The 12,265-nt window shown below is 49.4% G+C and carries 8 protein-coding genes; 3 read left to right on the plus strand and 5 right to left on the minus strand.

Features of this window, described 5'->3' with window-relative positions:
* Positions 1–165: 165 nt before the first annotated feature.
* Together LL912_RS23050 and LL912_RS23055 are read left to right on the plus strand one after the other, a co-directional pair.
* A complete protein-coding gene (locus tag LL912_RS23050; RefSeq protein ID WP_235555975.1) occupies positions 166–2,172 on the plus strand; it encodes an aceric acid hydrolase in 2,007 nt (668 codons plus the stop codon).
* A gap of 22 nt (positions 2,173–2,194) precedes the next feature.
* On the plus strand, positions 2,195–5,587 hold the full coding sequence (locus LL912_RS23055) for a glycosyl hydrolase (RefSeq protein ID WP_235555976.1): 3,393 nt from the start codon (positions 2,195–2,197) through the stop codon (positions 5,585–5,587).
* Positions 5,588–5,644: 57 nt separating this feature from the next.
* On the opposite strand, the gene LL912_RS23060 is transcribed toward LL912_RS23055, so the two are convergent.
* Positions 5,645–6,352 (minus strand): hypothetical protein, encoded by a 708-nt coding sequence (locus LL912_RS23060; RefSeq protein WP_235555977.1) that lies wholly within the window; start codon positions 6,350–6,352, stop codon positions 5,645–5,647.
* An 88-nt stretch (positions 6,353–6,440) separates the two neighbouring features.
* Positions 6,441–6,941, minus strand: coding sequence for a hypothetical protein (locus LL912_RS23065; RefSeq protein WP_235555978.1), 501 nt, complete (start codon positions 6,939–6,941; stop codon positions 6,441–6,443).
* A 178-nt stretch (positions 6,942–7,119) separates the two neighbouring features.
* Here LL912_RS23065 and LL912_RS23070 point away from each other — a divergent pair, with 178 nt between their 5' ends.
* A complete protein-coding gene (locus tag LL912_RS23070) occupies positions 7,120–9,258 on the plus strand; it encodes a S9 family peptidase (protein WP_235555979.1) in 2,139 nt (712 codons plus the stop codon).
* A gap of 56 nt (positions 9,259–9,314) precedes the next feature.
* Here the strand turns inward: LL912_RS23070 and LL912_RS23075 are convergent, their stop codons facing one another.
* The 3 genes from LL912_RS23075 to xerD all read right to left on the minus strand — a co-directional run bounded on the left by LL912_RS23075 (position 9,315) and on the right by xerD (position 12,214).
* Entirely contained in the window at positions 9,315–10,193 is an 879-nt protein-coding gene (locus tag LL912_RS23075) for a DUF6263 family protein (protein WP_235555980.1), read from the minus strand.
* A 24-nt stretch (positions 10,194–10,217) separates the two neighbouring features.
* On the minus strand, positions 10,218–11,048 hold the full coding sequence (locus tag LL912_RS23080) for a DUF2911 domain-containing protein (RefSeq protein ID WP_235555981.1): 831 nt from the start codon (positions 11,046–11,048) through the stop codon (positions 10,218–10,220).
* A gap of 257 nt (positions 11,049–11,305) precedes the next feature.
* Positions 11,306–12,214, minus strand: a complete 909-nt coding sequence (gene xerD / locus LL912_RS23085) for a site-specific tyrosine recombinase XerD (RefSeq protein ID WP_235555982.1) — start codon at positions 12,212–12,214, stop codon at positions 11,306–11,308.
* Between the last annotated feature and the right edge of the window lie 51 nt (positions 12,215–12,265).

Genomic DNA, 12,265 nt, shown 5'->3' on the forward strand with positions numbered 1-12,265 from the left:
AAAACAAAGCATCTCGGACGGGTATCCATTATATTAGAAATATGAACAGTGTCCACACTGGCCGGGAATAAAAATGAATTGGATACCGGCTCGTTATTATTTAAAATAGCAGGCAGGCTTTAAAATGATATGGATAGAAAGTACAATTGAATGAAGCTGTTAAAAATGAAGCAATATTTTTTGACAATAAGCCTGGCCTTGTGTAATATCGGCACTACTGTTTACACCCAGCAAGGCCTTGTAAATACAGGCAACAGTCCCTATGCCGCCTTGTCGACAGTGGGCCTGGGAGCGGTTCAATTTACCGATGGCTTTTGGGCGGAACGTTTTGCGGTCTGTCGCAATGAAATGGTGCCCACGCTCTGGAAAACGTATACCAGTGATACGATCTGTTATGCATTTCAGAATTTCAGGATTGCTGCGGGGCTGGATACCGGGACTTTCAGGGGGCCTTCTTTTCACGATGGTGATTTTTATAAAACGCTGGAAGCATTGTCGGCCATGTATGCGGTTACAAAAGATCCTGGATTGAATCAGCGGCTGGAACAAGCCATTGCGGTGGTCGGTAAAGCACAGCGGGCAGACGGTTATATCTATACAAAAAATATCATCACCCAGCGGCGTACCGGCGCACAAAAGATGTTTGAAGACAGGCTTAGCTTTGAAGCCTATAATTTTGGCCACCTGATGACTGCGGCCTGTGTGCATTACCGGGCAACGGGTAAAACCAACCTGCTAAACATTGCTGCGAAGGCTGCAGATTTCCTGACCGGGTTTTATAATACCGCCACGCCGGAGCAGGCACGCAACGCCATTTGTCCTTCGCACTATATGGGCCTGGCGGAATTGTACCGTACCACGCATCAAAAAAAATACCTCCAGCTGCTGGTAAAATTGATCGACCTCCGCGGTGCCGTAGAAGGTACGGATGATAACAGCGACCGTGCCCCCTTTCGCGCAATGAAAAAGATCGTAGGGCATGCTGTAAGGGCCAACTACCTGATGGCGGGGGTGGCAGACCTGTATGCAGAAAACGGGGATCAAACGTTGAAAACAACATTGGATCAGTTATGGGATAATGTCATCTTCACAAAGATGTACATCACCGGCGGTTGCGGCGCCTTGTATGACGGTGTTTCAGTAGACGGTACCTCCTATAACCCCGATACGGTACAAAAAGTACATCAGTCTTACGGGAGAGATTACCAGCTGCCCAATTTAAGCGCACACAATGAAACCTGTGCCAATATCGGTAATATGCTCTGGAACTGGCGCATGTTCTTACTGACCGGGGAGGAGCGCTATATGAATATCGTGGAACTGGCTTTGTACAATGGCGTGTTGAGTGGGGTGAGCCTGGACGGGAAGGATTATTTTTATACCAACCCGCTTGCGGCAGCAAGGGACTACCCTTACCAGCTACGGTGGAACGGTGGACGGAAGCCTTATATCAGCCTGTCGAATTGCTGTCCGCCCAACCTGGTACGAACCCTTGCGGAAGTGGGTAACTATATGTATGGTATCGGCAAAAACGGCTTGTACATCAATACCTACAGCAGCAACCAGCTCAAAACAACATGGGATGGAAATAAAATACAATTGACGCAACAAACCGCCTATCCCTGGGAGGGGAATATAACCCTTACCATTCAAAGAGCGCCGGCAGCCATGCCCCTTTACCTGCGCATCCCGGGGTGGTGCAAAAACGCTGTGGTAAAATGCAAGGGAACCACACAGAACGTAACGGGCGGACAATATATACGATTAGATAAGAACTGGAAGCCGGGCGATAAAATTGAACTAAACCTGGACATGCCGGTTCAGTTGATGGAAAGCAATCCGCTGGTGGAGGAGACCCGTAACCAGGTGTCGATAAAAAGGGGGCCGGTTGTTTATTGCCTGGAATCTCCGGATTATAAAGGAAACAATATAACAGACCTGCTGATTCCGGCAGATATAAAATTGAGCCCTGTACCGGAAGCCATTGGTAAAGCGCGATTCATAGCTCTAACCGGAACCGCAAAAGCCGTTACCGTGGAAAACAGGAAGCAGGACCTTTACCGGGAGGTAAGAAAGGAATTGCGGCCGGAACCGGTAACATTGATTCCTTATTATGCCTGGGCAAACAGGGGCGCATCGGATATGCGCGTTTGGTTACCATTAACACGCTAATGATTTTAAACGAACATCCGGAATGCGGAAAAATAAAATGAAGAAAGTGATCATATGGCAGCTGCTTTTAGGGTGGTGCTGTCTGTGCTGCGGGCAGATGGCATTCGGGCAGCATACGGCTGCTGATGTAAAGACCGCTTTTACAAATCCGCCGGAGCAGGCGCGCCCCTGGGTATTCTGGTACTGGATGCATGCCGCTGTTTCTAAAGAAGGGATCACCGCAGATCTTGAATCCATGAAGAGCGCGGGTATTGGCGGAGCGTACCTGATGCCGATTGGCGATACATCGGCGAAACTGCCGTTTGATCATCCGGTACGGCAGCTAACGCCGGAGTGGTGGGGCATGGTCAATCATGCGATGAAAGAAGCAAAACGGCTCAACTTAAAGTTGGCCATGCATTTCAGCGATGGGTTTGCACTGGGAGGTGGCCCGTGGATCACGCCGGAGCGATCCATGCAAAAAATAACCTGGAGCAAACGATACGCAAGGTCCGAAGCCAACAGTCCCATAAAGCTGGATCAGCCGGAAACGAACGAGGGCTATTACAGGGATATTGCGGTATTTGCTTACCCTGCAAAAAGCAATGCTGCGTTTACCGGTGAAAACATAGAGCCAAGGGTAACCACCAGTACCGGCGTGACGGCGGATTTCCTGGCATTGCCGGATGTGGGCGGCAAGCAAAGTTTTAAAACCGATACAGACGCATGGATCCGCTACGAGTACCCGCGGCCGTTTACGGCAAGGTCGGTGCGCATTCATATTGGCGGCAATAACTACCAGGCCCTTCGCCTCGTGGTGCAAAGCAGCAACGACGGTATCCATTTTAAAACCATTACCCAACTGGAGCCGCCCCGCCACGGCTGGCAGGATACAGATGCGGATTATACCTTTTCATTACCGGGAACTTCAGCAAAATATTTCCGGTTTGTTTATGATAAAACGGGGTCGGAGCCGGGGGCAGAAGACCTGGACGCTGCAAAATGGAAGCCTTCGTTGAAGGTTATGGGCATCTACTTGGATGATGAACCGGTGATCAACCAGTATGAGGCAAAGAACGGCAGCATCTGGCGAGTGGCCGCAAATACAGATACCGTGCAGGTTCCGGACCGGGACGCGGTGCCGTTAAAGAGTATTGTTGATCTGAGCAGTAAAATGAGCAGTGATGGAACGCTGCACTGGATACCCCCGGCAGGTAACTGGGTTATTGTCCGCATTGGTCATACCAGTACCGGGCATGTAAACGCCACCGGCGGAGCGGGAAAGGGGTTGGAATGTGATAAGTTTGATCCGGAAGCCATACAACTGCAATTCAACAACTGGTTTGCCAAAGCTTTTGAAAAAACAGACCCGGGCCTGGCAAAGGACGTGCTGAAAGTCTTTCATGTAGACAGTTGGGAATGTGGCAGCCAGAACTGGAGCCGGAATTTTCTTACCGAGTTTCAACAGCGGCGGGGCTATGACCTGCGGCCCTGGCTGCTGGTAATGACCGGTGTGCCTTTGGAAAGCGCGGTGGTTTCAGAACAGATTCTGCATGATGTACGCAATACCATTGCTGAACTGGTTCAGGATATTTTTTACAAAACATTGAAAGCGCTTGCCCATGAAAAGGGCACCGCGTTCAGCGCGGAAAGCGTGGCACCAACCATGGTGAGCGATGGCTTGATGCACTACCAGTTCGTGGATATTCCCATGGGCGAATTCTGGCTCAACAGCCCTACGCATGATAAGCCCAACGATATGCTGGATGCCATCAGCGGTGCCCACATCTATGGCAAGAACATTATACAGGCGGAAGCCTTTACCACGCTGCGGATGGACTGGAGCGAACATCCCGGAAATATTAAGGTACTGGGAGATCGCAATTTTGCAATGGGGATCAACAAAATGGTGTTGCACGTGTTTGCCCATAATCCGTTCCTGAGCAAAAAGCCAGGTGTAACGCTGGACGGGGTTGGCTTGTATTTTCAGAGAGATCAAACCTGGATGCAACCGGGCAAGGCCTGGATCGATTACCTGGCAAGGACTTCTGCCTTGTTGCAGCTGGGCAAACCGGTTTCGGATATAGCAGTGTTTACGGGAACGGAGCTGCCCCGGCGCTCTGTATTGCCGGAGCGGCTGGTTCAAACCCTGCCTGGTCTTTTTGGTGCTGCAGCTGTTGCCTATGAAAGACAGCGGATGGAGAATAAGGGAGCACCCGTAACTACCCGTCCTTCCGGAGTGCTGCATGCAGCAAATATGGCGGATCCCGGCAATTATGTAAATGCATTGCATGGCTATAAATACGATTGTTTTAACCCGGATGTATTGTTACAGATGCGCGTGGAGCGGGGCAGGGTGGTAACCCCGGGCGGCGCGTCCTATGCCGTGCTGGTAATTCCGGGCAGGCAGGCGTTGAATCCCAATAACCGCCTGCTTCCGGTTGCCATAGCCCAAAAGATACGGGAACTGGTGCACAACGGCGCTACGGTGATCATGGAAAAAGGATTTGAGGCGCCTGTTGGTTTTAAGGAAGATCCGCTGTTGCTAAGGCAGGTATTGAAAGCGTTATACGGCGCTGCACGTTCAAAAGGAAGACTGGTTACAGCGCCTTTCCGGCAGACGGATCTCAGCAGCCTGGGTTTGAAACAGGATGTGGAGGTATTGAAAGGTGGTGATACTATTGCCTGGGCACATCGCAGCCTGGCAAACGGGGATCTATACTTTATTTCGAATCCCTTTGAAAGGAAGCGTACACTGGAGATTGCATTCCGGGTAAAAGACGGTGTGCCTCAATTACTGGATGCGGTAACCGGCACAGTGACTCCTGCAACTGACTGGCGCAGGAAAGCGGGACGTACCGTTGTAAGGTTCTTGCTGGAGCCGAATGCTGCAGTGTTTGTACACTTTCAAAAACGGGAGCCGCAGCAGGCATCCATACCCCAACCTGTTCCGGTGAAAGAGCGGGTCATCATAACCGGCAACTGGGAGGTAACATTCGATCCGGTTTTTGGAGGTCCGCATGCCGTAGTAAGCATGCCGGTGCTGAAAAGCTGGGATGCCTTTGATGCGCCGGCTATCAAATATTATTCCGGAACGGCCATATATAAGAATCAATTTGACTGGAAGGAAGAGGTGACCGGTAAACCCGTTTGGCTGGAGCTGGATAGCCTGTATAACCTGGCCACCATAACCGTAAACGGAGTGAATTGTGGTACCATCTGGACCTATCCGCTCCGGATGGATATTTCAAAAGCGCTTAAAAAAGGAACCAATATGCTGGAAATAGCCGTTACCAATACCTGGGCCAACCGGCTGATTGGCGACCAGCAATTGCCGGAGGCAAAGCGGCTTACCTGGACCACCGCACCCTTCCGGCTGCAGGGAAAACCTTTGCTGCCAGCAGGTTTGAAAGGGGAAGTACGGATTGTGCAATAACGGGAATGGCGAAGCTGTAATCAAATCGTGTCCATCCGATGCATCCCCGGAACATCGTTATCGTTTGGGGCGTATGAATTCTTTGTAGCGATCGTTGATATAGACGATCATATCGGTATGGTCCAGGCTGCGGGCTAGTTTGTAGGAAGGACGGTACTGGTACATAAACTGGCGTAGTGAATCATTTTTTAAACCGGTAAGCTTGCCAACCCAAACCGGGGAAAAAACATAGTCGATATAAGCCTCTTCCTCATTTTTGAGCAGCTGCTTTCTGAATTTTCGTTGTTCGCGCGACTTTTTGGAGAAATGACTGATAGGACTTACTGAGATACCTACTCCGTCCGGGGGGCGGTTTCCCCCGGTAATCCCTGGCCCCTTTTCAAAGTACCGGCTGTACTCATTTCTCCGCCTTAGCGAGTCCAGCTGGTAATTGCTGGTTACGGTTACATTTTTTAGCGTGTACGGGTCTTCTTTAAGTCCTACATCGTAGCCGGTTTTTAACAGTTGTTCCTCTACTTTCACCGTATCGCTCGTGAGGCCCGTAAAGGAGAATACAACAATGTCTTTATTCCGGGCTTCAATCACATAGGTGCCGGCAGGCGTAGCAAGGATGGTTTTACCGGTGGTAAGATTGGTGACGGACGCCCCGGGCACCGGTGTATCATTCGAATACATGAAAATATTTCCCCGCAGAAAGGTTTGGCTAAAACTCGTCGCCGGAAGCGTCAGCAGGATGAGTGATAATATTAAAAGTCTGGATAACATGCAGATTAAAATTAAGCAGGCTTTTTCGTTCGTGGCCTGTAGTATGTCCAATGTTTTGTTAAAAGCCCTTAGCGGCCGCGCGTAACGATTACCGGGTTTTGCTGTAATCTGCGGCATTGAAGGTATAGGTTTTAAGCACGTCTCCTGAGCTTTCTTTCGTTACCGACCACAAGGATTCATTGAAAATATTGGAAGGATCTTTTCCGCAATCGGGGATCGGTTTACCGGAAGGCGTCGCGTTGCAATTGACATCTGTTTTTTGCCGGTCTCCAATGGTTATACGCGCCATGTTGAGAACGGGTGGCGAAAGATGCGGCGCACAATCCTTCAGGCAGATGGTTTCAACAACCTGGGTACTCGAATTGGCATCTACGATGATCTTTTCGCCCGAGAAAAGAATGGTGGTATCGCCTTTGGGACTGATCCGCGCTGTAAAATATTGTATGGTGACGGGTTCCGGAAGCGGGTTTTCGAAAATGGTAGTGCGGGTGTAGCCGTCAGGCGTAGAATCGCCGTTCTTCTGGCAACCGGCCATGGTTCCGGCAATACCAAGAGCAAGCAGTAATCCTATGTACCTGAAACCATTCATTTCCTGTTTTTAACAAAAGACGTATTGGCATCAAGAAATATAACAGGTAGCATTCAATCATAGCAATATAACAGCACCCGGCGGCCTGAAATCCGATAACCTACCGTCTGATACAAATTTCCGAAAAATTAAACTAATTTGGCCGGAAATTTTCAAGCATATTATCATGTTGTTGTTTATGAAGAAATATTTACTATTGACCGGGTTTCTGTATGTGGGGATAGGATTGACGGCCCAGGAAAAAAAAGTAGTCACCACAGCTGATTATGACCGGGCAGTACGCGCGATGAGTGGAGGCAGCGCTGCAAAAGCGTACAATAGCCAGGCCGTAAATCCTCAATGGCTGCCTGACGGAAAGCTTTGGTACCAGGAGCCCTCAACCAAACAGTATGTGATCATCGATCCTGCGGTTAAGAAAGGAGGGCAGGTAATCACTGGTCAATCTCCGGATGCGGGAAAGCCGGCGGCCAGAAGAAAAGCTGCTGCCCCGGGTGTGGTATCGCCCGACGGAAAGAAAGAAGTATATATAAAAAGCTGGAACCTTTGGGTAAAAGACCTTGCCTCTGGTAAAGAGCAGCCGTTGACAACGGATGGCGTAAAGGATTTTGGGTATGCTACCGATAATGCCGGGTGGACGCATTCAGACCGGCCGATTGTTTTGTGGTCGCCGGATAGTAAGAAGATTGCCACTTTTCAGCAGGACCAGCGCCATGTGAAGGATATGTACCTGGTGCGCACTAAAGTAGGGGCACCGGAGCTGGAACAGTGGAAGTATCCGCTACCGGGTGATAGCGCCATTATAAAAATACACCGTCTGGTAATTGACGTGGAAACAGCCGCTGCAACGCGGTTTAAAATGCCGCCGGATGATCGTCGCGGAACGCTTTGTGATGATATTGCCTGCGACGGAAGTTTTGGCGATAACGAATGGAGCACCGATGGGAGGCAACTGGCCTTTGTATCGGTAAGCAGGGATCATAAAATAGCGCAGTTCCGGATTGCAGATATCGGTTCCGGGGCCGTGCGTACGGTATTTGAGGAAAAGGTGCCCACCCAGTATGAATCGGGCCAGGGCATGGCGAACTGGAAATTTCTGCCGGAAACCAATGAAGCCATCTGGTATTCGGAACGGAGCGGATGGGGACATCTTTACCTGTACGACCTTGCAACCGGCGGAGTGAAACAACAAATTACCAGGGGCGATTTTGTGGTAACAAAAATGCTGGAAGTAGATACAAAGAAGCGGCAGCTCCTTTTTGAAGCCAAAGGAAAAGAGCCGGGAGAAAATCCGTATTTCAGTCATTTTTACAGAACAGATTTTAGCGGCAAAGCGGTGGTTGCGCTGACACCTGAGCCGGGAAATCATGCAATTACCCTTTCGCCGGATAAAAAATATTTCATCGATAAATATTCCACACCGGTTATACCACCAGTGACAAAGCTGAAAGATCTGTCGGGGAAAACCATCCGGGAACTGGGAACAATGGATCTCGCAAAACTGAAACAGGCAGGCTGGCTGGCACCGGAGGTCTTTACCGTAAAATCGGCCAACCAGCAGTTTGACCTTTATGGGTTGCTCTATAAACCGGGGAACCTGGATCCTTCAATGAAATATCCTGTTGTGGTATATATTTACCCCGGACCACAGGGTGGCAGCGTTGGCAGCTGGTCCTTTAATGCGGCTTCCGGAGATTTTCAGGCCCTGGCGGAACTGGGATTTATTGTAGTGCGGCTGGAAGGCAGTTGTAATCCCAACCGTTCCAAAGCCTTTCATGATGCCTGTTATGGCCATATGGGAGAAAATACCTTGCCCGATCAGATCGCGGGCCTGCGGCAACTGGCGGCCAAAAACGGCTTTATGGATCTGGATCGCGTGGGCATATGGGGACATTCTGGTGGTGGTTTTGCAACGGCGTCGGCAATGTTTAAATATCCCGAGATCTTTAAAGTGGGGATTGCTGAATCCGGGAATCATGATAACCGGAATTACGAGGACGACTGGGGCGAACGGTATATCGGTTTGCTGGAAGGCGATAATTATGAAAAACAGGCCAACCAGCTTTATGCAAAAAACCTGCAGGGAAAACTCATGCTGGTAACCGGTGGCATGGATGATAATGTGCCTCCCTATAATACCTACCTGGTGGCTGATGCGTTGATCAAGGCGAATAAATCCTTCGACCTTGTGGTAATCCCCAATGCAAGGCATGGTTACGGAACGGACGCTTATTATATGATGCGGCGCCGCTGGGATTATTTCGTGGAGCACCTGCTGGGAGCCACACCACCAAAAGACTATAAGATCAATACACAATAAATAAAAAACGGTCCGGGCAAATACGGACCGTTTTTTTGTTGGAAAAATCCGGAGCTCTAACGTTCCTTCATCTGGATGTTTGTTTCCACGGTGGCTTCCATTGGAACGTCCATTCCCTGCACCTTCATCGTGCCTTTAAGTTGCTGAACCAGGGTAGAGGTGTCGGTGATGCCGGTTACATTGTCCATCGAGATGGTGCCGCTAACCGTACCATCCAGGTTTATTTCCACTTCCATGCCTTGCTGCTCCATTTTTGTAACGCCCCCGGTGCCGACCTTACCATCGATGCTGATCAGGCTTTTACCTCCTTCAATTTTTTTGAGGGTGTAAAGATTGTGCATGGTCAGTTTGTACGGTTTTTCGAGTTGGATGGCAGATGTCCAGGTGCTTCCGGCTGATACCGCTTCTCCGGGGTACATTTTGAATCCCTGTTCCAGTAAGCTTTTTATAGTGGCTTCAGAGAATAATTCAGCTACCATTGCCTGGGATTCCTTATTGGAGCCAAGCGCATCTGTTACCAGTTCCCAGCCTTCCATCTTTTTTACAGAACCATCAGCGGCAACGAAGGCTTTAACTTTTTTGCCACGGATCGAGCGCAATGCTTTGTTGGCGGCATTGGCGGTATCCGGACTTTCACTATCGATATGCATTTCCTGCCCTGCGAAACTGATATCCGTTTTTACCGGGCCATAGGTAAGGGTCAGTGCCTTTTCAGCACCCGCATCTGCTATTTCATAGCGCATGTTGGAAATAGTACTAAAGTCCATGTTCATTACCTGACCCATAAACGTTTGTTTCATGCGGAGGCTATTGGTATTGATTACATCATACCGGCTCCCATTTGCAGGATTGAATTTCAGTGAAACGGTTTGAGCATGCAACAGGGAAACCGCCGATGCGGCAACCGCGAAGAGTGCGAGGGTAATTTTTTTCATGATGATGTTTTAGGTGTGGATGATTTACAGGGTAGCGATCAGCTTTTGATTGTTACGCACATAATCATCGTTGTTGTTTTCTTTGGCCAGCTGCATAGATGTCTCTGCTGCGGCACGTGCTTCTTTGTTCCGTCCGGCTTTTGCCAGGGCCCTTGCATACTGGTACTGGATCCAGTAAGCCTTGGGTTGGGCTGCTGCTGCTTTTGCAAACCATTCGATCGCCTTGTTCAGGTCCTTGTTGTTTTCCAGGTAATAAGTGGCTGCCTGGAAATAGGCGGGCTTATCGGATTGCATGGATGCATCAATAGATGCCATAATCCGCGCGTCGATAACGGTTTTTACCGGAACGGGCACCAGTACATTACCCCAGGAAAGCTGTAATTCCGCTGTTGTGGGTGTAATATTTGCCAGCTGGATGGTAAATGTTTCCGTACTGCTTTTTGTAGTTACCGGAACCACCGCTATCCTTACCACATCGTCTGATGCTTTATACGCGGTAGGATCACTGGTTACATCGGTTTGTTTTGTAAGAATAACCGTCCAGGATTTACGATCGGGGATCGTAAGCAATCCGTATTTGCCGGCAGGAATGGTTTTGCCTCCGATCATAACCTCATCGCTGATGGTTAGGGTAGTGGCACCGTTGGCCCCCGTGCGCCAGAGTTTTCCTGCAGGAGCGAGATCGGTGTACAGCTGGCGGCCCTTTAGACTGGGGCGGCTGTAAGACCATTCAATGGAGCCCAGCCCGAAATCCTGTTTAATGGTTTGCGCGGGGCTGGCCGCCGGGACTTTTACCTGCGCCTGTGCCGAAAATAAGGCTCCTGCCAAAAGAAAAGATAAAAAGATACGTTTCATTGATGATTGTTTTTGGTACTTGCGAAAATAGAAGAATATTATAAGTTGCCCTTGCTTATTTAGTCAGCATCCGGGAAAATTTTTTGCCGGACGGAACCGGGGTCTTCTCTTTGATCGTTGCCGGTTGACGGAAACCAGCTAATGACCCGATTTACCGTTCAGCAAACTGCGATCTGGTTATCAGGGATCTGCAGAAAAAACTTAAAGGCATCTTTAATACAAGGTGCTTGATCCGGCATCCTGCAACCTAACAATTTTCAGCTGCTTTTGTTGAAAAGCGGGTGAAACTGGTCCAGTGTTTTGCGGAGAAATTCCCGGTCCAGGTGGGTGTAAATTTCGGTGGTGGTGATACTCTCATGCCCTAGCATTTCCTGCACGGCACGGAGGTTGGCTCCGCCCTCGATCAGGTGTGTAGCAAAAGAATGACGAAAGGTGTGCGGTGAAATGGTTTTTTGAATCTGAGCTTTTGTGGCAAGGGCTTTTATCACCAGGAAGATCATTACCCGGGTAAGCAGTGTACCGCGCTTGTTTAAAAAAACAAAATCCTCATTGCCCGGTTTTACGGTCAGTTGCGGCCGGATTTCCTGCAGGTATATTTTTATATGTTTGATGGCTGTGCCTCCGATTGGTACCAGCCGCTCTTTATCGCCTTTGCCAATCACCCGGATATATCCTACATCGAGGTAGAGTTGTGAAATCCTTAGCTGTACTACTTCACTCACCCGTAACCCGCAGCTATACATTGTTTCTATGATTGCTTTATTACGGGTACCTTCGGGCTTGCTCAGATCAATGGCGGAAAGGATCTGTTCAATTTCTTCAAAGCTCAGCACATCCGGAAGCGTACGCCGGGTTTTAGGAGCTTCTACCAGCAGGGTCGGGTCCTGTTGCACGATGTTTTCCAGCAGGCAAAACCGGTAAAAAGCGCGGATCCCCGAAATCACTCTTGCCTGGGTGGTTGGTTGCATGCCCAGTTCCGCGATCCAGGCCAGGAAAGACTGCAGGTGTTTTAATGTAATATCTGCCGGTGCAAGCGCCAGCGATTGCAGTTGCAGGTAATCGGTTAGCTTGTCGATATCCCTAAGGTAAGCTTCCGTGGAATTTCCGGAAAGCGATTTCTCCAGTTTTAAATAGGCCTGGAAACTTTTTTTATAAGACTCCCACATAAAAATAAAAGACGCTGTCTTCTTTCAGGCAGCGTCTTTACGGTTTTTTAT

The organism is Niabella agricola (genome assembly GCF_021538615.1).
GTDB classification, from domain to species: Bacteria; Bacteroidota; Bacteroidia; order Chitinophagales; family Chitinophagaceae; genus Niabella; species Niabella agricola.

Bases quoted from the DNA above. Each gene is read 5' to 3' on its own strand.
- LL912_RS23065 (WP_235555978.1), bottom strand. From the start codon at position 6,941: ATGAATGGTTTCAGGTACATAGGATTACTGCTTGCTCTTGGTATTGCC.
- LL912_RS23080 (WP_235555981.1), bottom strand. From the start codon at position 11,048: ATGAAACGTATCTTTTTATCTTTTCTTTTGGCAGGAGCCTTATTTTCG.
- LL912_RS23070 (WP_235555979.1), top strand. From the start codon at position 7,120: ATGAAGAAATATTTACTATTGACCGGGTTTCTGTATGTGGGGATAGGA.
- LL912_RS23075 (WP_235555980.1), bottom strand. From the start codon at position 10,193: ATGAAAAAAATTACCCTCGCACTCTTCGCGGTTGCCGCATCGGCGGTT.
- xerD (WP_235555982.1), bottom strand. From the start codon at position 12,214: ATGTGGGAGTCTTATAAAAAAAGTTTCCAGGCCTATTTAAAACTGGAG.
- LL912_RS23060 (WP_235555977.1), bottom strand. From the start codon at position 6,352: ATGTTATCCAGACTTTTAATATTATCACTCATCCTGCTGACGCTTCCG.
- LL912_RS23050 (WP_235555975.1), top strand. From the start codon at position 166: ATGAAGCAATATTTTTTGACAATAAGCCTGGCCTTGTGTAATATCGGC.
- LL912_RS23055 (WP_235555976.1), top strand. From the start codon at position 2,195: ATGCGGAAAAATAAAATGAAGAAAGTGATCATATGGCAGCTGCTTTTA.